The sequence below is a fragment of the Clostridium sp. YIM B02551 genome, from assembly GCF_022324735.1.
GTDB lineage: Bacteria > Bacillota > Clostridia > Clostridiales > Clostridiaceae > Clostridium_T > Clostridium_T paridis.
Map to the genome: position 1 here is coordinate 79,193 of NZ_JAKGTF010000013.1, position 22,848 is coordinate 102,040.

Consider the following 22,848-nt stretch of genomic DNA (forward strand, 5'->3'; position numbering starts at 1 on the left):
GAAAACCATATGTTATTAGGAGGGAAAACAGTGAAGAAGGTAACTTTTGCCTTAATTATAATAAACTTAATAATGTTTATAGGACTTTTTATTTTCCCGCAAACAGTGGTATCAAGTAAAGTTGATCATGCAAGCAAGGAAAGAGCTCCTTATTTAAATATAATGGCGTCAAATAAACCAACGTATCTTATGATAAAAAAATTGGTTAAGGACAGACATAATGTAGAATTTTTGCTAAAAAGTCAAGAAGAGATAAAAAATTATACCTTTAATGACGACATAGTAAATAATATTTCAAGAATGAATCTGTTTGTTTATTCAAGTGATGCGTTTGAGCCATGGGCTAAAGATCTTATTAGTAATCTTGATAAGGGGAAAACTGGAATAATTGATTTATCAAGAGGTACAAAGGGTTTGAAAAGTTCGGATGGCAAACAAATTCCATATTATTGGATGGATTTTGATAACTATAAAATAGCATTATTTAATATAAAAAGTGAATTGCAAACTGATGATTTAGATAATAGAAATTATTATGAAGATAATTATAATGATATAGTAAGTAAATTTGAAAGTGACAATTCAAAGAATGTTGAAAATATAAGAAAAATAAATGGTACAGCTTTTTATTATGCTGATAATACCTTGGAATACTATAGCAAATATCTAAATTCTAAGTCAGATATTTTAGACAGTGAAAAAGTAAGTAAAATTATTACCGAAAAAAAAGATATAAAGCCATTCATAGTATTTTATGAAAAAGATGAGACTATAGAAAGCTATAAAAACTCATTGATAACCAAAGGTGCCATATTTATAAAGGTAAACACATATAATGGGGATAAAGAATTTGCTGATCTCTTAACAGAAAACATCAATAACACCTATAACAGCTTGAAAACTTTAGAGGAAAGTAATTAAATATAATATTTTATTTAATAATTTATAAATTGATAAAGCAGAAGATTAATTTCTGCTTTAAAAATATGTTTCAAGAAATAAACAATTATAATATTTAAGCTAAAAAACTATTGCATCTTAAAAAAAAGTATGATAATATAAGTCTTGTGTTAAATATAGGGGTATGGCTCAACGGTAGAGTAGTGGTCTCCAAAACCATTGGTTGTGGGTTCAAATCCTACTGCCCCTGCCATAAAACAACAGAAATTTATTTCTGTTGTTTTTTTATGTCTAAAAATTATGAGGAACGTCATATAATTCAAAAGGAAAGTTTGATATAATATAATTTAAGTATTAGTGATTCATTTAAAATTAGAGATGAGGGGTATTATGAAAAGACTTACGAAAATTTATAGTTTGTCATTAGCAGCATTTTTAATATTAAACACAAGAACAGCTTTTGCAAGTGAGGTACATGAGAATAAACCAGTAAGTATTAATAGTAATAATAAAGTTCAAGATGATGTCATATGGGATAATGAAACAAAAGGAAATGAGTATATTTTAAAGGCGACTACACAACCAATTTGCTCCTATAAAGGGCCTAATGGTGTGGAAATAAGAAGTTATTCATCATCATATAATACAATAGATAAAGTACAGGCAGTTTATAACGAGCTAATAAAGAATACCATTGGACCGGAAGTAAGCTATCTATCACATATTGATTTAATAAGTGATTATCCAATGGGAGCATATACAGCTGGTGTATGGCATGGTATGTATGAAGATAATGGGGGAGTAAAAAGATTAGCTAAGGATAGATATATAGAACTTTTTGGATGTGATACTGTTTCATTTCAAGAATTAGCAGGAGTACTTTCTCATGAATATGGTCATCAATTTACAAACTATTATTTATTACTAAAAGAAGGAAAACCTTTTAGTGATGATAGTAATAGTTATAATAAAGCAAGAAATTTATCTTCTTATAGCAGCGTTAACTCAGGATATCATGAGTGGGACCCAGCAGAGATGGCAGCAGAAGATTATAAGCAGCTTTATGGAAGTATAACAGGTAAAAATATTAATGAATTTAAGGACATAAAGGATAGAACAATAGCTGGAGATCAAACTAATTATACATGGAGTAGCTTAATGTATAATATATGGCCACAAGAAAATATATATTTGCCACTAGCTTCTCAAGCTAATAATTTATATAACTATTGGGTAAACATGTCAGGAATAAGAGCTAGTAATGAGTTTGCTCCGACTACACCATTACTAACAGTTACTAATGTAACAACATTCCCTTATCCTTGGGGAGGAAATAAATCCACAGTAACTTTAAACTGGACAAGCTCTGCAGATGATAATACTGATGATTTAAATTATGCAGTTGTTTATTATAATGGAGATATTAATAACCCTAGTAGTAATTTTTATTACGGTGTAGTAAAAACTTCAAAAGATTCCACTGGAAGAACTGCTACAATAGGAACCTATAAATATGGAAATACTTATGGAACAGATGGTATATTGGATTTAAATGCGAAGTTCAGAGTATTAGCAATGGATAAGGACGGGAAAATTGTTGCGTCAAAAGATATATCAATAGATCCAAATAATTTAGCAAATTCAGTTACAAAGATTCCTGATAGAATTTCGGGTGTTGATAGATATAAGACTGCCGTTAAGATATCTAATACTGGATGGACAAGCACAAATGATACTGTAATTTTAGCTACTGGTGACGATTTCCCAGATGCATTAAGCGCAGCGCCATTAGCCAAAAAATATAATGCACCTATATTGTTAACTGGAAAAAATACATTATATGAAAGTACAAAAAATGAAATCAATAGACTTAAACCTAAAAATATAATAATTATAGGTGGAACAGGGGCTATTTCATCAGATATTGAAAATCAACTAGTTAATTCAGGATATAATTGTAGGAGAATTAGTGGTGTAGATAGATACAGTACTTCATTATCTATTGCAAAAGAAATTGGAGCTGTGAATGAAGTAGTACTAGCAACTGGAGCAGATTACCCAGATGCACTATCCATTGCTTCATATGCAGCGGCAAAAGGAATACCTATAATATTAACAGAAAAGAATAGTATACCTATGAGTTCAGAAAACTATATTAAGAGTTTAAACATTTCTAAAACCTACGTAGTAGGTTCTACAGGAGTTATATCAGATAATGCAATTAGAAATATGAAAAATATAGTAAGATTAGGTGGAAAAGACAGATACGATACTAATAAATTAATAGTTAATCAAATAAAATCATCAATGAACCTTAATCAAGTATATGTTGCTACAGGGGTAGATTTCCCTGATGCACTGGCAGGATCAGTTTTAGCTTCAAATACAAATTCACTTATTTTATTAGCAGATAAAGCTAATTCTCAAAATGCTAAAAGTATAATAAGTACAAATAGTAGCAGTGTGAATTCAGTAAGTGTTCTTGGCGGCGTTGGGGTTGTAGATAATGATGTATTAAAAGATTTAATTTCAAACTAAAGAGGTATGAAATTATACACAAAAAGATAAATTTGAGTGTTTGGGGAAAATAATTATGAGAAAAATTAGTATTATGATAATTGGAATATTAATGTTTACAACAATGAATAATGTTAATGTAAGTGCGATGTCATCGGTAAATATGGTCAGATATGGCGGAGCCAATAGATATGAAACAGCAGTGGAAGTAAGCAAGGGGGGATGGTCCCAAGCTGAAAATGTAGTATTGGCTTATAGCAATGGTTTCGCTGATGCGCTTACTGGAGTGCCCTTTGCTTATATTAAAGATGCGCCTATACTTTTAACAGATAAAGAATCTATTCCACAAGCAACTTTAGATGAGGTAATAAGATTAAAAGCAAAAAACATCTATTTGCTTGGAGGTAACGGAGTAATTTCTGATAAAGTTCAGAAGGAACTAATCGATAAAGGATACAATGTTACAAGAATAGGTGGGATGGATAGATTTGAAACATCAATGAATATAAGTAATGAGGTGCTCAAGTATAATAAAAAAGTTGCGATATTAACAACAGCATATGATTTTCCAGATGCTCTTTCAATAAGTTCATATGCTGCTATAAATAATTATCCTATTTTATATACAGAAACCCAAAAATTAAATTCTAGGACAAAAGAGTATATAAAAAGTAATAATATTACGAAAATAATAATACCAGGTGGAATAGGTGTTGTTTCTGATAGCATAGTAAATGAATTGAAAACTTTGGGTATTACTTCAGAAAGAATTTCAGGGGTTGATAGATATAGTACATCCTTAAGTGTCGCTAAAAATTTCAGTGATAGCTTAAATGAAGGAATAATACTTGCTACAGGAAATGATTTTCCAGATGCACTTTCTGGTGGTGTCTTAGCAGCAAAAAGAAAACAATCGATTTTGTTAGTAGAAAGAAAAAATATGAAGAGTGAAATGGCAGACTTCATTAAAGAAAGCGGAAACATAACATTACACTTATTAGGTGGCACTGGTGTTATATCAAATGCTATAAAATACAATTTGGTTCCTGCAAATTTAGAAGTGGAAAAGTTATATGCAGCGGATACAAGCAGTCAAATAATAACTATAACTGCCCCATCAACTAGTGGATTTAGGGCAAATGCAAATTATTATGAGAAACAAGACGGAGTATGGAAACTAGTGTATAAAGATATGCCAGCAGTTACAGGCGAAAAAGGACTAATGTACAATAGAAAACAAAATACTAATACTAGTCCAATTGGAGATTTTGGATTTGTCTTTGCATTTGGTTATAGTGATAATCCAGGAGTAAAATATAATTATAGAAATATCGATAGCGAAAGTTATTGGGTAACAGATATGAATAATACATATTACAATAGATGGGTTGAAGGATACCAAGGATGGGAACCGGATGGAGCAGAGCATCTTATAAACTATAAGCAGCAGTATAACTATGCCATAGCAACTGATTTTAATTATTACAACCCAGTGAGAGGTGATGGAGCTGCTATATTCCTACACGTGTCACCTATGAGTGGTGGAGGAACTGGAGGATGTATTGGATTAAGTGAACCTGACTTATTAAATATTATGAAAAGATTAGACCCAAGTAAAAATCCGAGAATAATTATATGTCCAGAAGGAGATTTATTAAATTATTAATGAAGTATGTTGTTTAGAATGTAATAAAATATTATTTTTAAGAGGGATAAATATGAAAAAGAAATTTGTATGGATATTGTTATTAAGTTTTGGGATAGCTAATATTACAATGCCTACAGCTCAAAAAGTTTATGCAGCGCAAGCTAACTATGATGTGGATGGAAATAATGTACTTAATTCAAATGATTTAGAAGCATTAAAAAAATACTATAATACATACAATTCTAATTTTGATTATAATAACGATGGTATCATAGATATTTATGATATGGTAATTTTAAGTAATGCCTTAGATACTAAAATGTATTCAGTAAAAAATTCAAGTGGAGCGGTTATTTCCTATTATTCTTCAGGTGATTTAGCGTCTTCAGTACTAAAAGCACGTAGTATTAACGGTTCTGTTGTAATGACAAAAGGTGGACAAGTAATTTGGAATAACAGTGGGTATTATGTATTTCAAGGAGAAAAATTTTATAATAAATATTCAAACTCTTTTGATGCAGTAAATGCGGCAAATTCAATTACAAATGGAAGAGCTTATAACCAATTTGGTCAAGAACTTATAAATAACACAACTGGATATAAAGAAAAGCTTGCTGTAACATCCACAGATGTTTATATAAGAACTCAGCCATCAGATGCTTATAAAACTTCTACTAAAGTACCAAACAATACTTTGATTGAAATAGTTGCCCTTACTAGAGGGTTTTATCAGTTTAAGTGGTATAAGCCAGATAACACTATAGTGACTGGATACCTTCCTAATTACTTGGATTTTATACAAGATGATAGAAATAATTCAATGTTTGGAAATATAGCAGGAAAGTATGAATCAAATGGCGATCCTGGAGCAATATCAGATAATCCTGCTGATAAAGGAGGAGTATCCTGTGGCGTGTTCCAATTTGCAGCTAACGTGGGTACTTTAGCATCATTTATTTCTTGGCTCTCAGGAACTAAACCGGCTTTTTATAGTTTATTAAATAATGCATATATTGCAGATGGAAATACTTACGGAACTAATTTTAAAGCTGCATGGCAACAGATAGCTGCTAATAACTATGATGAGTTTTATGCACTTCAATTTAGTTATACTAAGAGTGTTTATTATGATGGATTTATTAATAAAGCAAAAAATAGTGGATATGATATTAGTAAGCTTGCTGCATATAACGCAACAAGGAATATGATTTTTTCTACCTCAATACAACATGGAGTAACAGGAGCCTATAATATTATTGCACCGATAGATAAAACCTTAAGCATGACAGATTTTATTACAAGTGTATATAATGGTAGATTAGCAGTGATTGCTAAGTCTTACCCGGTTGGAAGTTCTATATACAATGGGGTTAAGGATAGATATGATAATGAGAGTGCTGACATTAAAAGAAATTATCAAAGAGAAATATCATACTAGGAGAAAAGTTGATGAATAAAAACTTAAAGATAGTAATAAGCATTGTAGTAATTGCTGTAATAATTTCCTCTATAGTTTACATAACTTTTAATAAGAAAAATGAATCAAATAAAGCTAAAAGCAATATAAGTGTAGACACTAATAATTCTAATGATGCAAAAAATAATATTTCAGATAATAAAAAAGAATCTGATGGTCAAAATGAGTCTAATGAAACTCAAAATAAAGAAGATAAACAGCAAAATAATAATGATTCTAAGCCAGATTCTAATAAAGAATCAGATCAAGTTAATAATGACAATAGTGCATTAATTGAAGAATCCATAACTTCATTTAATATGATTTTTAAGAACATGGTCAATAATAAAGATTTGAATATTGATTTTTTGAAGGATGTTGTAGAAAAGGATAGCAAAGCGTATAGCGATGTTAAATCCTTAATCGAAGGTTATAGAGAAAGCAATACAAAAATAGAAAAAATGGAATTTTCACTAGATAGTGTAAAAAAAATAGGAGAAAATATATACCAGGCGACTGTAAAAACAGATGAAACCAGAAATATTAATAATCAAAGTAAAAATGAAAAGAAAGAAATTATTTATAAAGTTAAATTGGTAGATGGAGCTAAAATAATTGAAATAGATAATTTGAATTAGTTATATAATGATTTTTAAACTTCAATGATGAAAAAATAACCCCAGAATACTTTTGGTATTCTGGGGTTATTTAATATTTATGAAAGTTTAGCTTCGCTAATAAGTTCATTCATTAGCTCACTTACAGTATACATTTTATTTATTCTATAGGCATTTTCACCACAGAAAATTAATGCATTATCTAAATCACCTTTAACAGCATTGATTAGTGCTTTAGTGATACAGTAAGGAGTTGTTTTAGGGTCGCATGGAACTAAACAGTTATAACATTTAGTTACCTTTTCGCCTTCTAAGTTAACTCTTTCAACAAAAGCATTTTTTATAGCTCTACCAGGCATTCCTACTGGACTTTTAACTATAACAATATCTTCTTTTTTGCTATTTATGTAAGCATTTTTAAAATTAATATGAGCATCGCATTCTTCAGTAGCAACAAATCTTGAAGCAATTTGAACTCCGCTTGCACCTAGCTTTAGATATTTAGCTATATCATGTCCGTCAAAAACTCCTCCAGCTGCAATAACTGGTATTGATTTATTGTATTTTTCTTCATAAGTTTTAACAAGTTCTATAATATCTACAACACTCTTGTCAAAATCAATATTTCCGCCTTCTAAATCATCTTTTGAGAAACCAAGATGGCCTCCAGCTTTAGGACCTTCAACTACCACCATATCAGGAGATACTCCATGATGTTTATCCCATAGCTTTAATATTACGTTTGCACCTTTTAATGAAGAAACAATAGGAGCAAGTTTTACATTAAAACCTTTAGCTATTTTCGGAAGATTTGTTGGAAGTCCAGCACCAGATATGATTATATCAACTCCTGCTTCTATAGCAGCCTTAACATGCTCTTCATAATTTTTCATAGCAACCATAAGGTTTACACCTATAATTCCACCTTTGGCTGTTTCTTTAGCAACTTTTATGTGATTTTTTAAAGCTCTTAAATTAGCCTTAAGAGAATCTATTTCAAAGTCATCCTCAGTATAACCTATTTGAGCACCAGAAATTACCCCGATACCACCACAGGATGCAACGGCACCTGCTAGTTTAGATGAGGAAACTCCTACACCCATTCCACCTTGTATAATAGGAAGCTTTGCAATTAAATTTCCTATTTTTAATGGCTTTATATCCACAAAAAACAACTCCTTTTTTAAAATTTACTTTGATAATGAAATAATTTTATAATAAAAGTATTTTGTAGCTTAATTATAGTTGATTATTTTATTTTTAACAAGTAAATTTGTTATTATTATTAATAAAAGTTGATAATAGAACCTATACTAAGGTATTATATAGTATAGGGTTTTAAGTTCAACTAATAACTTATTCATGCCTGAAAATGTCAAGAAACCGACATTTTCAAACAAGAATAAATTAAGTTTCCTATAAAAAACCCTGTATACACAATAATCAAAAATTAACGAGGTATAATAATGAAGAAAACATTTGATATGTTTGAATTAGATAAAAATCTAGTTGAAGCATTAAATAAATTTAAAATAGTTGAAGCTACAGAGGTACAAGAAAAGACCATACCTATCGCATTAGAAGGAAGAAATATATTAGCTCAATCTGAGACTGGGACTGGTAAAACTTTAGCTTATTTAATTCCTTTACTTCAGAGATTAGATAAGGGAAAGAAAGAAATACAATGTATAATTTTTGCTCCAACTCATGAACTTATAATGCAAATACATAATACTATTGGAGAAATAAAAAGAGAATCTAATCTTGATATTACATCCACTCCATTAATCGGTAGTGCGAATATAACAAGGCAGATAGACAAATTAAAAGATAAACCTAACATATTAGTAGCCTCACCAGGAAGAGCCCTTGAACTTATTAGAAAAAAGAAGATACCAGCACAAAATATTAAAGCTATAGTTCTTGATGAGGTAGATAAGTTATTAGATAAAAAGAACCTACCTATTATTAAGGATATTTTTAAAGCAACTCAAAAGCAAAAACAAGTATTGATGTTTTCAGCTACATTAAATAATGTTACGTTAAGCCTTTCTGAGGATTTAGCTGATAACATTGAGGTTATAAGAGTAAAAGAAAGAAATAGAGTAAATGAAGACATAACTCATAATTATGTATTAGTAGAGCAAAGAAAGAAAATAGATTATTTAAGAAGATTTATTCATGCTTCGAAAGCTAAAAAAATATTAGTATTTATTAATAAGGCATTCGATGCTAATGAAGCGCTTGAGAAACTTAAATTCCATAAAGTGAATGCCGCAACTATTCATGGTAATATAGATAAAGAAGAAAGAAAAAGAGCACTAGAATCCTTTAGAAATGGAAAGGTTCAGGTGTTAGTAGCTTCTGATCTAGCAGCAAGAGGCTTAGATATTAAAGGTGTTACCCAAGTTATTAATGTAGACATTCCAGAAGACCCTAAAGAATACTTACATAGAGTTGGGAGAGTCGGAAGAGCAGGAGAGAAGGGTGAGGCATACTCATTAGTAGACTTTAAAGAGATTCCGATCATAGAAGAATATGAAAGAAGTTTAAGAATTGAGTTTAATAAAAAGTATATATACATGGGTAAGATATTACACGCAGAAGAGTAACTCATAGAGGGTCTGTGTGTAGTGATTTAAAGCAGAAACGATGAGTTTCTGTTTTTTTTATGGGTTAGTTGGCTAAATACGTTGAAAATAATTACATAAATAAGTATAATATTTATAGGGTAAAAAGTACCACTTAGTGGTTTAAAGAATTTTATTCTTATTGTGCAAAAATTTAAAATCATAAACAAAATAGCTTAGGGGGTAAAACATGAGCTTACATGAAAGTGAAGTAATATTAGATTATTCAGTAAAAGATGTATTCAGTATTTTTGCAAAAACAGCAAAAAGAGATTTCCCAGGATTTAATGAAAAAGACCCAATAGGAGCTACGGTAACAAAGCAAGTTGGTGCTTATTCTTCAAAAACTGGAACAATGACTGTAGAGATAACTGATTATATAAAAAATGAAGTGTATGAAATTAGAAGTGCCACTAGCTCAGGATCAATGTCATACATATCAAGATATGAGTTTACTGCATTAGATGAAAATAAAACTAAACTTGTACTAATAGAGAGTGAAGGTGCAAATGGTATTTTTTCAACGGTAAATGTATTTATGACAAAATATCTTTTTAAGAAAAGAATTAAAAGAAGATTTGATTATTTCGTAAAATCACTTGAAAATGAATTACAAGCATTAATGGATAGAAGAAATGGGACTAATAGAAAGTCTGCAAATACAGAAGTTGATGCTGAGGAAGTAGTTGTTGATAAGGAAGAGATAAACGAAGAGTAATTTTTAGGAAGTGATATAATGAGAAAAATTATAATTAATGCAGATGATTTTGGGATAACAAAAGGTGTCTCTTTAGGAATATTAGATTCCATGGAGAATGGAATAGTAACAGAAACTACAGCTATGGCAAATGGCTTATATATTGAAGAAGCCTTAAAAGAAGCTAAAAAAAGAGGTATAACCAATATAGGAATCCATCTAACTTTAAGTTGGGGAAAGCCTATATTGCCGAAAGATGAAGTTAGCTCTATAGTTGATGAAAATGGATATTTTTACAGAAGAATTGAAAGTGTAAAGAAACCAAATTTTGATGAGGTTGAAAAAGAACTTAGAGCGCAGATAAATAAATTGCTTTTATTAGGATTAAAGCCAACTCATTTAGATGCTCATCATCATTTCTTTGTTTTAAATAAGGAGCTTACAGACATAGTTATAAAGCTATCAAAGGAGATGAATATACCTCTTAGATGTGTATATTCAAAAGATTATGAGTATTATATTGAAAAAGGTGTTAAAACAACAAATAGTACCTCAATTGATTTTTATGGAGATAATACAACAAAAGAATTTTTAATTAAATTATTGGAAAGTGCAGATGAGGATGAAACTTTAGAGATAATGTGCCATCCAGCTTATGTAGATGAAGACTTAATTAAGGCAACTTCCTATAATACAAATAGAGCTAAAGAATTTGAAGTGTTAACTTCTAATTTAATTAAAGAATATATAAAAGATAATGGTATTAAACTTATTGGATTCAATGAGATATAACATTATTAATGACCATTCCTAGAATTTCCTAGAATAGCTCAATTTATTTATTGAAACAATAAACCTATAAATAATTATAGGAGGTATTATTGTGTCACATAAGAATAATAAGAATTCTAAGGATAATAAAAAATCAAGACAGAAAACTCGAAAAGAAGTAAAGAAGATGCAGGAAGAAACTGCAAATGAAATAGGATTTTCAAAACAATCCAGAAAACTTGGAAAAAATGAATCAAGAGTAGACAGTAGTATAGAAAATAGAGCACCTAGAACTCCAATAAGAGAAAAATAATTTTAGGTAGATATATGGAAAAAGCGAAAACCAGTGGTTTTCGCTTTTTATATTGCAAAAAAAAGTTTGCTGACTAAATATTAAAAAAATTCTATAAATACCCCAAAAAAATAAATATCTTCTTCGTATTTATTAACATAAGGTAGATAAGGAGGAAGTTATGAAGAAGGTATTATTGTTAATTATAATTATTTCTAGTCTCGTTTTAGCTGGTTGTGGGAATAAGAACAATGTAACCTCCAATGGAACAGATGGTAATTCAGCATCAGTTACAACTTCTGCAGGTGAGGCTACAGATAAATCAGCTAGTACAAATGGTAATGTTAAAACAGTTAAGCCAGGTACAGTTAAGGAATTAACCCCAGCTCAAAAGGCTAAGGTTAATAATAAATTAGATTCAGCAATTAGTAATATAAAAGAATCTTTAAATTCACTTGATGATGTTAAAGATATAAATTTAGATTCAGTAAATTAATTTTAGGGGGAAAGTATTATGAATAAAACAAGATTAGCCGCATTAGTAATTTCAGGAGTAATGTTAACTTCAACAGCTGTTTATGCTAAAGGAAAACCAGAAAATACAGGAGCTAACAAAGCAAATGTTGTAAGTCAAGACAAAAAACAATCAGCTAATGCTACAGATAATGAAGCAAAACAAAACAATGGTTCAGCTAAAAAAGAAGCTAATCAAGCAAAAAAAGATGAAAAGAAACAACAGATTAGTGAATTCAAAACAGCAATGAAAGCTAAGCATGAAACAATGAAACAAATCAGACAACAAACAATTCAAGTTAGACAACAAGTTGAGGGGAAGACAGAAGAATTAAATGCTATATTAGAAGACATAAAAGCAGGAAATAAAACACTTCCAGAAGATATGCTAAATGATTTATTAGCTAAGGCATCTGTACTTAATACTTCAAGTGATGAAGTGAAGGCTACAACAGGAATAAGCACTGTAGAGGCTGATACACAAGATAAAGTTGAGAAAAAAGATTTTTCAAATGCATTGGCATCTATGGATAAAGTTATTGCAAAACTTCAAGCAAGATTAGATGCGCTAAACAAATTAAATTCTAATTTAGATGATGCGTTAGCAATTGCAAGACAAGCAGCAACTCCAGTGAAAGAGGATCCAAGTACATCAACAAGCCCAACAGATACAACGACACCATCAGACTCAACAACAGACGCTTCTAACACCACAAATACAAGTAATTAAAGCAGAACTAAATCATTTATAGATTGACCTTTAAAAAGTAGTTTTAAATATGAGAATTAAGTTTAAAAAATTCAATAGGCGATTGTTTTAAGAAGAAAAGTGCACAGAATGTTTATAGATATCTGTGCACTTTTTTATATTTAAACAGAATTTAAAAATAGTCGATAAATATAAAATTTTATATGGTTTTTATCTCCTAAATATAGTAAAATCAAAGAGAGAACAAAAATAATCGAATATATTTGTAGAAAAATTAGTTTTTTAGGGATATAGAGTTATTTACATAAAATTCATATTATTATTTTGAAAGTATAATAAAATTAAAAAACAGGATATATAAGTCTATTAATATACTTAAATATAGAAAAAAAACATATTTATTCCAACGATTACATGTGGGTCATGAATATAAGCTAAAATGAATGTCGATAAATAGAAGAAAGGGTCAATATTTTTTTATTGATGAAAAAATATTGCTATGTTAATATATGAATGTTATAAATTTTATGCACAACTTGATAGGGTGTATTGATTTTTTTTAGAACATTTTGTTTTTTTTTGTAATATAAATTTTCTTGAAATGTAAGTTTCTTTTGTTTGATTGTGGGTGATTTTGAAGATATAAGATTAATATCTTGAGTTATTTGTAATATATGAATAAAGGTATAAAATGTGTTTAGGAGATATAAAGTGACAGCGATATATACTCAGAGTTTGGAGGGAATCAAGTGCAAGTAAATAATATAGGTAATGATATTTTTACGGATAATGAACCATTGTTGTATAAGGTTTCAAAAAGATTGATAGATATAATCGGATCATTAGCTGGATTAATTTTATTGAGTCCTATCATATTAATAGTTTCTGTATTAATAAAATTAGATTCTCAAGGGACCATTGTATTTTCTCAGTTGAGAATTGGTAAGAATGGACAAGCGTTTAGGATGTATAAGTTCAGGAGTATGGTTACTAATGCAGAAGAATTAAAGGCGAGACTTTTAGAAAGCAATGAAATGTCTGGTCCAATGTTCAAAATGAAAAATGATCCTAGAATAACTAAAATAGGCAGATTTATCAGAAAAACAAGTATAGATGAATTGCCTCAACTTTTTAATGTTTTAAAAGGTGAAATGAGTTTGGTTGGTCCTAGGCCAAGCTTACCAAAAGAAGTAGAGAAATTTGAACCGTGGATGAGAGAGAGATTGAATGTTAAGCCTGGATTAACTTGCTATTGGCAAGTTATGGGGAGAAATTCTATTGATTTTGTTGATTGGATGAAGTTGGATATAAAATATGTTAGAGAAAGAAATTTTTTGCTTGATGTTAAGTTGATTTTCAAGACATTTTTTGTGTTGTTTGGTGATGATAATGCTAGATAGTAAAATATTGGAGACGTTATATGAAAAAAGTATTATTTGTAATAGATAATTTATGTGGTGGTGGGGCAGAAAAAGTATTAATAGATATCTTAGAAATAATAGATAAAAGTAATTTTGAAATTACATTACTTTTATTTGAAAAACAGGGAGTTTATTTAGATAAAATACCTAAAGATATAAAAGTGAGAAGTATATTTAACCATAAGGTAAATAGGATCTTGAAGATAATATTCAAATTACTATGTAAAATTAACATACTAAACATATTTATAAATGAAAAATTTGATTGTGAAATAGCATTTTTAGAGGGAGATGCAACTTATATAGTAGCAAATTCACCCAATAAATATGCAAATAAAGTAGCATGGGTACATACAGACTATAAAAAAAATAGGGTTGAAAAAAAAGAGAGAGAAAGAAATACGTATTCTAAATTTAATAGTATTGTATGCGTTTCTAATGGTGCAAAAGATTCATTTGTAGAAGTGTTTCCAGAGCTTAGTCCAAAAGTTAAGGTTATCTACAATTTGATTAATTCAAATAAAATTATTAGCAAATCAATTGAAAATATCGAAATAGAAGAAGAGATAGATATTTTAGCAATAGGAAGACTGCTATATGTAAAAGGTTTTGATTTATTATTAAAGGCACAAAGTAATTTAATAAAACAAGGAATTGTTAATAATATTTGTATATTAGGTGAAGGTAGTGAAAGAGATAATTTGCAAAAAATTATCGATGATAATAATTTGAATGAAACAGTAAAATTGGTTGGATTTAAAGAAAACCCATACCCATATATAAGAAAAGCTAAAATGTTTGTGATGCCATCAAGATATGAGGGGTTTCCACTATCATTATGCGAGGCAATTATACTTGAAAAATTGATAATATCTACAAGATGTACTGGACCAAGTGAAATACTAGATAATGGGAAATATGGTATTTTAGTTGATGTGAATGAAGTTACTGAGCTCGAAAATGCTATTAAGTCTATGTCGTGTGATAGAGAGATTCAAATTAAATATAGTAATGAAGTTAAAAGTAGAAAACAATTTTTTAATTCTTCCGAAGTAATAGCTTCCATAGAAAACTTGATAGATAGTAAAACAAAGAATATATAGATTAGGTGACTACTAAATAAGTAAGAACTAGGTGGAGAGATATGAAAATTTTAATAATAAATATGGCTAAGCAATATGGGGGAGCCGAAAAAATTATAGAGGAAATGATAATTGAATTGTGTAAAAGAAACTTTAGTATTTCTGTAGCGAGTATTGTAGATACTCCTTTTTATTTAAAACTAAAGAAATTGAGTACTATGTATCAGTTTGATGTTGTGGAAATTGCGAGTGATAAAAAGAAGTTCATATCAATCTTAGGTTATATGATAAAGTATATTAGAATGCAAAAGATTACATTGATTCATAGCCATGGTGTGACATCAAATGTATTTGGAAGTATAGCGGCAACTTTTACAAAGGTACCTAATATTACAACAATACATTCTAGAGCAGATTTTGATAGAAACAATACCTTAAAGGGGAAAATTTTTATATTAATTGAAAGAATGTTACTAATGATTAATAGAAAATATATTTTGGTTTCTAATAGCCTATTTGAGTATTATAAATTAAAAAAATGTAATGTTAATAAACTTGTAGTAATGCATAATGCAATTAGCCACAATAAAAACTATTTTAAAAATTTTGAAGAAGCACACTTAGAGAATCAATTTACTATTTGTGCAGTTGGTAGGTTAACAAAAGTTAAAGGATTTGATATATTAATTGACGCTATGAATGACTTAGTGAATATGGAAATGCTAAACATAAAATGTGTTATAATAGGCGAAGGGGAAGAAGAAAAAAATTTGTATGAAAGAATAAATTCATATAATTTAGGTGAATATGTAGAGTTACTTGGTTTTAAAGATAATGTTAAGGATTTTATGATAAAAAGTGATTGCTTGGTAATGAGTTCATTAATGGAAGGAATTCCTATAGTTTTATTAGAAGCCCTTTCTTTAAAGTTGCCAGTGATAGTTCCTCGTGTTGGAGGCATACCAGAGATAATAGATGATAGTAATGGAATTCTATTTGAAGGTAGTAATTTTAAAGATTTATCAAATAAAATAAAGTGGGCATATGAAAATAGATTAGGGTTAAAAACCATTTCTAAAAAAGGATATGATGATTTTATAAATAATTGGAACATAGATTCTTATGTTGACAGATTATGTGAAATTTATGATTCGGTGCTTGAAAAGGAGTAATATAATGAAAGAACGAGTTACTATAATGGGATTTAATGTTGATCCGTTAACGATGGATGAAAGCTTAGAAGTGGTTCAACATTATATAAGCAATAGAATTCCTTGTCAACATACAGGAATTAATTCAGATAAAGTAGTTCTAGCAAAGAATGATAAACGACTTACTAAAATAATTAATAATTCTCAAATCATTAATGCTGATGGAATGTCTTTGGTTTGGGCAGCAAAATTCCTAAGGATTAAGTTGCCAGAGAGAGTTGCAGGAATAGATCAGATGGAAAGAATAATTGCAATGTCTGAAGAAAAAGGATATAGAGTTTATTTCTTCGGAGCTAAAGAAGAAGTAGTAAAGGCAACCGTAGATGTTTATAAAAAAAAATATCCTAAATTAATTATAGCAGGATATAGAAATGGATATTTTAAAGATGATGAAAATGATGAAATAATTAATGAAATGAAAAAATCTAAGGCTGATGTTTTATTTGTGGGTTTTACCTCACCTAAAAAAGAATTTTGGTTAGAGGAAAATATGTCTAGGACTGGTATTCCATTTTGTATGGGCGTAGGTGGGAGCTTTGACGTTATCTCAGGAAAGCTAAAAAGGGCGCCTTTATTTATGCAAAAGGTTGGCTTAGAATGGCTTTTTAGATTAGTTCAGGAACCAAAAAGACTTTGGAAAAGATATCTTATAGGAAATATAATTTTTATTTATTATGTTATTTGTGAGAAGATAAAATTAGTTTTTGGAGGAAAGGGAATTTGATAAAGAAAATTAATAAGTTACATATATCACTAATTTATATTAGCATAGTGTCGGTTGTATATTTATTTCATTTTCCTAAGGTTATTGTATACCCTTTGCTAATAATACTATCAATCTTAATAGATATATATTATAAAAGTCCATTGGTCACATTAGTTTACACACTTTTTTGTCCATATTACTTAATTAGATTATGTTTATATATAATGATTTTATTGAAAATATTATATATAAAAGTAACTAAAAAACAGCTTACAATAAATAAAATTAAAGATGTTTTATTTTTTAAAGATAAAAAAAATATTAGCATATCTATTTTATCATCACTATTTGTGTTATGTTTTATAAGTTTTTTTATAAATCAATTTATTGATTTAAATATAATGTCTTTTTTTGCATATGGATTAACTTTCATTATACCAATATCAACTTACTTTATTTTTTATAATTCTAATAAACAAAGATCTAATGCTAAATATATTTTTAATATATTTATAGAATTAACATTATTACAAATAATACCTATAGTTATTTTATTAGTCAGAACGTTTATTATGAAAAATTTCCATCCAGATTTAATGACAGGTACATTTTCAAATGCAAATCAATTAAGTATTTTTCTAATAATTGCATTATTTTTGGTTGTTTTAAACAGGGAAAAAGAAATTAAAATGAGAATTTTATATGGTATAATACTCAGTTTAATGATTAGTATAACAGATGCTAAACATGTATGGGTTGCTTTTATTTTAGGTGGAATAGTGTTAATAGCAGTATATCAAATTAAAAATAGAAAATATAATATAATGAAAAATGTAGCAATGTTTTTAATGGCTATTATTACTATAACTTCATTAACAATGTATCTTAATAAAAATAATGGATTGTTATACATAAAAGATAGTAGTGTAAATTTAAAATATCAAGCATATTTATATACATTTAAGAATTTTGAAATTCCACAATCAATTATTGGAAGAGGTCCAGGTACATATGGGTCTAAAGCTGCAAATGCGTTAGCATATGATTATATGTATAAAACAGACGAGTCTATAACTTTACCTAAAATAATACCAAGCAGAGTAAATGAAGATTATAAGTTTATTGCGAGCCTATTTACTAAAGAATACATGGATTCTATACAATATTATAGTGCGATACTATCTTACCCAATTAGTAACTATATAACTATATATGGTGAATTAGGTATACTGGGGTTACTTATATTTATTCTATTTGCATGCATTTCTTTGAAGAATGCTGTTGATGGAATAAAAAATAAAAGAAATTTACGAACAAACATAATAGGATTTATTTTAATTATTTTTACATTGATTGTTATGTTTATTGATAATTACCTAGAAATGAATGAGTTTTCAGTTTTATTAATGATGTTTATTGCATTTGTAAATTCTCAGAACGAAAAGATGAAAGGGTTGAGGGATTAATTATGAAGGGAATAATATTAGCAGGAGGTTCAGGAACAAGATTATATCCAGTTACTAAAAGTATCTCAAAACAGATGGTTCCGATTTATGATAAACCAATGATTTATTATCCTATGTCAGTTTTAATGCTGGCTAATATTAAAGATATACTAATTATCTCTACAGAGAGAGATATACCTACGTTCAAGAATTTATTTGATGATGGGAAAAGTTTAGGACTTAATATTTGCTATGCCGTTCAAAAAGAACCAAGAGGATTAGCTGAGGCATTTATAATTGGTGAAGATTTTATAGGATCAGATAGTGTGGCTATGATTTTAGGTGACAATATTTTTTGGGGACAAGGATTTTCAGACAGTTTAAAAGTTGGGAATAATATTGAAAAAGGTTCTTTAATATTTGGGTATTATGTACAAAATCCTAAAGCTTTTGGTGTTGTTGAGTTTGATAATAATAAGAATGTAATATCATTAGAAGAAAAACCAGAGAATCCAAAATCTAATTATATAGTTCCAGGATTATATTTTTATGATAATACAGTTATACAAAAGGCTAAGTCACTAACACCTTCAAAAAGAGGGGAATTGGAGATTACAGATTTAAATAGACTTTATTTAGAAGAAGGTTCTCTTAAAGTACAACTTTTAGGTAGAGGTATGGCTTGGCTTGATACTGGCACACATGAATCAATGCTTAAAGCCTCAAATTTTGTAGAGGCAGTACAGAATAATCAAGGAACGTATATAGCATCCATAGAAGAAATTGCTTTCAGGAAAGGCTGGATTAATAGTGAACAGCTACAAAAATTAGCAGAGCCTATGCTGAAAACTGATTACGGTAGTTATTTGAATCAGTTATCTAAAATGTAAAAAGGAGGGTAAATATGAAAACATATTTAGTTACAGGAGGAGCAGGATTTATTGGTTCTAATTTTGTAATCTATATGCTAAACAAACACAAAAATATCAGAATTATAAACTTAGATAAGTTAACATATTCAGGTAATCTTGATAATTTGGATTCATTGAAAAATAACACCAATCACATTTTTATAAAAGGTGATATTTTAGATAAAGATTTAGTAGATAGATTATTTCAACAATATAATATAAATTATGTTGTTAATTTTGCAGCTGAGTCACATGTAGATAGAAGCATTAATGAACCAGAAGTATTTGCCAATACAAATGTACTTGGAACATTGAATTTATTAAATATTACTAAAAAATATTGGTGTGAAAACGAAGTTTGGAAGGATGGTGTAAAATTCTTGCAAGTTTCTACAGATGAAGTTTATGGTTCATTAGGAGATGTAGGATATTTTACAGAACAGACGCCATTAGATCCACATAGCCCATACTCATCAAGTAAGGCAGGAGCAGATATGTTTGTTAAGGCGTTCTATGATACATATAAAATGCCAATAAATATAACTAGATGTTCTAATAATTATGGACCATATCAATTTCCAGAAAAGCTAATTCCTTTGTTAATTAATAATTGTTTGAATCATAAAACATTGCCTGTGTATGGGGATGGATTAAATATAAGAGATTGGTTATATGTTGAAGATCATTGTAAAGCTATAGATATGGTAATTGATGATGGTAAAGTAGGAGAAGTTTATAATGTAGGTGGTCATAATGAAAAAAGCAATATTGATATAGTAAAAACGGTAATCAACTATATTAATAAGAATGTTGATGAAGACATAGATGAAACTTATATTAAGTTTGTTGAAGATAGAAAAGGACATGACAGAAGATACGGAATAGATCCTACTAAAATTAAAGATGAATTGGGTTGGTATCCAGAAACGAAATTTGAACAAGGCATTATAAAAACAATTGAATGGTATTTATCTAATAGTGATTGGTTGAGTAAAATTAGTAGCGGTGAATATAAAGAGTATTATGAAAAGTATTATAAAAATTAATTTTAAAATAACTAAAATATAGATGTATTTCTATGTTTTAGTTTAATTTTATATTGAAATTACTAGGAGTTATAAATGATTAAAGTTAGCGTGTTAATGATTACATATAATCATGAAAAATATATAGAAAATGCATTGAATTCTATTTTTATGCAAAAAGTTAATTTCAATTTTGAAATAGTTATAGGAGAAGATTGCTCTCAAGATAGTACAAGAGAAATTCTCGAAAAATATGCCAAATTATACCCGGATAAGGTGAAGTTGAACTTACCCAATAAAAATTTAGGACCTATAAATAATTTTATAAGTACTTTAAAACAATGTACAGGTGAGTATATAGCGTTTTTGGAGGGTGATGACTATTGGTTAGATGAAAATAAACTTCAAAAACAAGTTGATTTTTTGGATGATAATAAAGACACGGTAATGTGCTTTGGAAAAGCAAAAAATTTAGTTGATGGAATTTTAGAAGATGAAAGTTTTCCTAATTTGAAAAATCATGAACCTATAGGTATAGAACAATTAATTGAGTATAACTTAATACCTAATTTAACAACCATGTGGAGAAGAGAGGCAATGATTGATTTTCCAAAATGGTTTTATAATATTTATGCAATTGGAGACTTTCCTATGCATATTTTAAGAGCTATGAAAGGGAAAATAATTTTTCTTGACGAAGTATTTGGTGCGTATAGAATTCATAGTTTAGGTGTATCTAAATCAATGAAGGATAAATGGTTTAATGAGCTAATATTTATTCTAGAAAACATTAATATTGAAACTAATTACAAATATGATAATCTGATAAGAAATAAAATAATTCAGTATAATTACGAATTATGTAAAATATATTCTCTTGATAAAGAATATGAAAAGGCTAAAAAATGCTTAGAGAAAGTAAAAGGAGAAAAATGCTCCATTAAATTGAAAAATAAAATTATTATATATTTCATATATTACTTTAAAGATTTAGGGGTATGGATCTATAAAAAACTTAAAAGGATGTAAATAAAAATGATTACAAAAATAAAAAATGGAATTAGAGAAAAAAGTATTTTAAAAAATGGTATCTATATAACTATTTCTAGATTTACTAAGTATTTTTTGATGTTACTTTTTACAATATTAAGCACACGTTATTTAAGTACTGAGGACTATGGCCGGTTATCCTATTATATTTCTCAAATTTCCATTATATCAATATTCTTTACATTGGGAACAGACATATATATAGTTATACAAATATCTAAACACAGTGATAAAAAAGATAAATATATAACTCAAAATATAATTAACAGAATAATTATGATATCAACTATAACAACACTATTTATTTTAAATATTTTAGTAGGTAGTAAAGAAAAATACGATATTATAGTAATTTTATTATATTTATCATTTATTTTTGACAGTTTTAGAACTGTATCTGATGGATATTTTCAGGCAATTGAAGAAATGAAGATAGTTGCTTTTAGTGAATTGCTTAGATCTATACTTCTTCTGATTTTTATGGGGATTTTTGTGCTATGTGATCTTAAATTAACAGGTCTAGCATTGGCATATTTTATTAGCACTTTAATAGTATTTATAAGTTGTTACTATATTATGTTTATAAGATATAAAGTTAAGCTTACTAAATTTAGCTTAACTGAACAGAAAGTACTAATAGTATCAAGTATTCCATTCTTTATAAACATTTTGGTAAATGTTCTTACTGTCCAAATTGATATAATAATGATTAAAAATTTAATGGGGTATGTAGAAACTGCTTATTATAATAGTGCCAAGAAGTTTATTGACATTGTTTTGATTATACCTGGAATAATTACTACTGTTTTATTGCCTAAATTAAGCAAGAAAGAAATTAATAGTGACAATAATAAAAAGTTATTAAAAGGAATACTTTTAATTGGTATAGTTGTAATGCTAGGAACTTTGATTTTATCTAAATTTTTAATAACGATAGCATTTGGAAAACAATATTTACCTTCATATAAAATATTAAATTTATTTGCATTGGGATTCCCTATTATATTTATAAATGCTTACTTTGGAACTTTATTTAATTCAATTGGAAAGCAAAAAATTTGCCTTTACGTAAATATTATAAATACACTATTAAATGTAATTTTAAATTATTTTCTTATTCCAATAATTAAAGCTAACGGTGCAGCTATAGCAACTGTAATAACAATATATAGTACATGTATTATGTATATGTTAATTTTTAATAAAAATAAAAGTATAATTTTTGATTAAGTAAGGAGTATAAAAAT

Annotated in this window: 21 protein-coding genes and 1 tRNA gene; 21 read left to right on the plus strand and 1 reads right to left on the minus strand. The window is 28.2% G+C overall.

The genetic code is table 11. The features are described 5' to 3' along the window. Positions 1–30: 30 nt before the first annotated feature. The 6 genes from L1S47_RS15900 (at position 31) to L1S47_RS15925 (ending at position 7,159) form a co-directional block, all read left to right on the plus strand. Positions 31–921 (plus strand): metal ABC transporter solute-binding protein, Zn/Mn family, encoded by an 891-nt coding sequence (locus L1S47_RS15900; protein WP_238884614.1) that lies wholly within the window; start codon positions 31–33, stop codon positions 919–921. 157 nt (positions 922–1,078) lie between these two features. Next, positions 1,079–1,153 (plus strand) — tRNA-Trp (locus tag L1S47_RS15905). Between the two features lie 137 nt (positions 1,154–1,290). Beyond that, positions 1,291–3,438, plus strand: a complete 2,148-nt coding sequence (locus L1S47_RS15910; RefSeq protein ID WP_238884616.1) for a cell wall-binding repeat-containing protein — start codon at positions 1,291–1,293, stop codon at positions 3,436–3,438. 55 nt (positions 3,439–3,493) lie between these two features. Continuing rightward, a complete protein-coding gene (locus L1S47_RS15915) occupies positions 3,494–5,083 on the plus strand; it encodes a cell wall-binding repeat-containing protein (protein ID WP_238884617.1) in 1,590 nt (529 codons plus the stop codon). A 52-nt stretch (positions 5,084–5,135) separates the two neighbouring features. Beyond that, complete coding sequence (locus tag L1S47_RS15920) at positions 5,136–6,503, plus strand: hypothetical protein (protein ID WP_238884619.1); 1,368 nt, start codon at positions 5,136–5,138, stop codon at positions 6,501–6,503. Between the two features lie 11 nt (positions 6,504–6,514). After that, positions 6,515–7,159, plus strand: coding sequence for a hypothetical protein (locus L1S47_RS15925; protein ID WP_238884621.1), 645 nt, complete (start codon positions 6,515–6,517; stop codon positions 7,157–7,159). A 77-nt stretch (positions 7,160–7,236) separates the two neighbouring features. On the opposite strand, the gene L1S47_RS15930 is transcribed toward L1S47_RS15925, so the two are convergent. Continuing rightward, complete coding sequence (locus L1S47_RS15930; RefSeq protein ID WP_202767984.1) at positions 7,237–8,304, minus strand: nitronate monooxygenase family protein; 1,068 nt, start codon at positions 8,302–8,304, stop codon at positions 7,237–7,239. 300 nt (positions 8,305–8,604) lie between these two features. Here L1S47_RS15930 and L1S47_RS15935 point away from each other — a divergent pair, with 300 nt between their 5' ends. The 15 genes from L1S47_RS15935 to L1S47_RS16005 all read left to right on the plus strand — a co-directional run bounded on the left by L1S47_RS15935 (position 8,605) and on the right by L1S47_RS16005 (position 22,831). Then, entirely contained in the window at positions 8,605–9,750 is a 1,146-nt protein-coding gene (locus tag L1S47_RS15935; protein WP_238884623.1) for a DEAD/DEAH box helicase, read from the plus strand. A 208-nt stretch (positions 9,751–9,958) separates the two neighbouring features. Continuing rightward, positions 9,959–10,486: a DUF3284 domain-containing protein gene (locus L1S47_RS15940; RefSeq protein ID WP_238884625.1), complete on the plus strand. Its 528-nt coding sequence runs from the start codon at positions 9,959–9,961 to the stop codon at positions 10,484–10,486. An 18-nt stretch (positions 10,487–10,504) separates the two neighbouring features. Further along, positions 10,505–11,257 carry a carbohydrate deacetylase gene (locus L1S47_RS15945; RefSeq protein ID WP_238884631.1) on the plus strand — a complete coding sequence of 251 codons (753 nt, stop codon included), beginning with the start codon at positions 10,505–10,507 and terminating at the stop codon, positions 11,255–11,257. A gap of 91 nt (positions 11,258–11,348) precedes the next feature. Next, a complete protein-coding gene (locus L1S47_RS15950) occupies positions 11,349–11,549 on the plus strand; it encodes a small, acid-soluble spore protein, alpha/beta type (RefSeq protein ID WP_238884632.1) in 201 nt (66 codons plus the stop codon). Positions 11,550–11,709: 160 nt separating this feature from the next. Further along, positions 11,710–12,024, plus strand: a complete 315-nt coding sequence (locus L1S47_RS15955; protein WP_238884636.1) for a hypothetical protein — start codon at positions 11,710–11,712, stop codon at positions 12,022–12,024. Positions 12,025–12,042: 18 nt separating this feature from the next. Further along, a complete protein-coding gene (locus L1S47_RS15960; protein ID WP_238884638.1) occupies positions 12,043–12,771 on the plus strand; it encodes a hypothetical protein in 729 nt (242 codons plus the stop codon). A gap of 728 nt (positions 12,772–13,499) precedes the next feature. Continuing rightward, positions 13,500–14,150: a sugar transferase gene (locus L1S47_RS15965; protein ID WP_373689099.1), complete on the plus strand. Its 651-nt coding sequence runs from the start codon at positions 13,500–13,502 to the stop codon at positions 14,148–14,150. Positions 14,151–14,170: 20 nt separating this feature from the next. Continuing rightward, positions 14,171–15,274, plus strand: coding sequence for a glycosyltransferase (locus L1S47_RS15970; RefSeq protein ID WP_238884640.1), 1,104 nt, complete (start codon positions 14,171–14,173; stop codon positions 15,272–15,274). Positions 15,275–15,315: 41 nt separating this feature from the next. Then, positions 15,316–16,425: a glycosyltransferase family 4 protein gene (locus tag L1S47_RS15975; protein WP_238884643.1), complete on the plus strand. Its 1,110-nt coding sequence runs from the start codon at positions 15,316–15,318 to the stop codon at positions 16,423–16,425. Between the two features lie 4 nt (positions 16,426–16,429). Further along, positions 16,430–17,188 (plus strand): WecB/TagA/CpsF family glycosyltransferase, encoded by a 759-nt coding sequence (locus tag L1S47_RS15980; RefSeq protein WP_238884644.1) that lies wholly within the window; start codon positions 16,430–16,432, stop codon positions 17,186–17,188. Positions 17,189–17,742: 554 nt separating this feature from the next. Further along, on the plus strand, positions 17,743–18,636 hold the full coding sequence (locus L1S47_RS15985; protein WP_238884646.1) for an O-antigen ligase: 894 nt from the start codon (positions 17,743–17,745) through the stop codon (positions 18,634–18,636). Between the two features lie 2 nt (positions 18,637–18,638). Next, positions 18,639–19,505, plus strand: a complete 867-nt coding sequence (rfbA, locus tag L1S47_RS15990) for a glucose-1-phosphate thymidylyltransferase RfbA (RefSeq protein ID WP_238884648.1) — start codon at positions 18,639–18,641, stop codon at positions 19,503–19,505. A 14-nt stretch (positions 19,506–19,519) separates the two neighbouring features. Next, the gene (gene rfbB / locus L1S47_RS15995; RefSeq protein WP_238884650.1) at positions 19,520–20,572 is read left to right on the plus strand and encodes a dTDP-glucose 4,6-dehydratase; all 1,053 of its coding nucleotides are present in this window, start codon (positions 19,520–19,522) and stop codon (positions 20,570–20,572) included. A gap of 75 nt (positions 20,573–20,647) precedes the next feature. Beyond that, positions 20,648–21,580 carry a glycosyltransferase gene (locus L1S47_RS16000; protein WP_238884652.1) on the plus strand — a complete coding sequence of 311 codons (933 nt, stop codon included), beginning with the start codon at positions 20,648–20,650 and terminating at the stop codon, positions 21,578–21,580. A gap of 6 nt (positions 21,581–21,586) precedes the next feature. After that, positions 21,587–22,831, plus strand: a complete 1,245-nt coding sequence (locus L1S47_RS16005; protein ID WP_238884654.1) for a flippase — start codon at positions 21,587–21,589, stop codon at positions 22,829–22,831. Positions 22,832–22,848 lie beyond the last annotated feature (17 nt).

Bases quoted from the DNA above. Each gene is read 5' to 3' on its own strand.
- L1S47_RS15970 (WP_238884640.1), top strand. From the start codon at position 14,171: ATGAAAAAAGTATTATTTGTAATAGATAATTTATGTGGTGGTGGGGCA.
- L1S47_RS15960 (WP_238884638.1), top strand. From the start codon at position 12,043: ATGAATAAAACAAGATTAGCCGCATTAGTAATTTCAGGAGTAATGTTA.
- L1S47_RS16005 (WP_238884654.1), top strand. From the start codon at position 21,587: ATGATTACAAAAATAAAAAATGGAATTAGAGAAAAAAGTATTTTAAAA.
- L1S47_RS15940 (WP_238884625.1), top strand. From the start codon at position 9,959: ATGAGCTTACATGAAAGTGAAGTAATATTAGATTATTCAGTAAAAGAT.
- L1S47_RS15915 (WP_238884617.1), top strand. From the start codon at position 3,494: ATGAGAAAAATTAGTATTATGATAATTGGAATATTAATGTTTACAACA.
- L1S47_RS15985 (WP_238884646.1), top strand. From the start codon at position 17,743: ATGAAAAATTTCCATCCAGATTTAATGACAGGTACATTTTCAAATGCA.
- L1S47_RS15955 (WP_238884636.1), top strand. From the start codon at position 11,710: ATGAAGAAGGTATTATTGTTAATTATAATTATTTCTAGTCTCGTTTTA.
- L1S47_RS16000 (WP_238884652.1), top strand. From the start codon at position 20,648: ATGATTAAAGTTAGCGTGTTAATGATTACATATAATCATGAAAAATAT.
- L1S47_RS15910 (WP_238884616.1), top strand. From the start codon at position 1,291: ATGAAAAGACTTACGAAAATTTATAGTTTGTCATTAGCAGCATTTTTA.
- L1S47_RS15920 (WP_238884619.1), top strand. From the start codon at position 5,136: ATGAAAAAGAAATTTGTATGGATATTGTTATTAAGTTTTGGGATAGCT.
- L1S47_RS15935 (WP_238884623.1), top strand. From the start codon at position 8,605: ATGAAGAAAACATTTGATATGTTTGAATTAGATAAAAATCTAGTTGAA.
- rfbA (WP_238884648.1), top strand. From the start codon at position 18,639: ATGAAGGGAATAATATTAGCAGGAGGTTCAGGAACAAGATTATATCCA.
- rfbB (WP_238884650.1), top strand. From the start codon at position 19,520: ATGAAAACATATTTAGTTACAGGAGGAGCAGGATTTATTGGTTCTAAT.
- L1S47_RS15945 (WP_238884631.1), top strand. From the start codon at position 10,505: ATGAGAAAAATTATAATTAATGCAGATGATTTTGGGATAACAAAAGGT.
- L1S47_RS15980 (WP_238884644.1), top strand. From the start codon at position 16,430: ATGAAAGAACGAGTTACTATAATGGGATTTAATGTTGATCCGTTAACG.
- L1S47_RS15925 (WP_238884621.1), top strand. From the start codon at position 6,515: ATGAATAAAAACTTAAAGATAGTAATAAGCATTGTAGTAATTGCTGTA.
- L1S47_RS15975 (WP_238884643.1), top strand. From the start codon at position 15,316: ATGAAAATTTTAATAATAAATATGGCTAAGCAATATGGGGGAGCCGAA.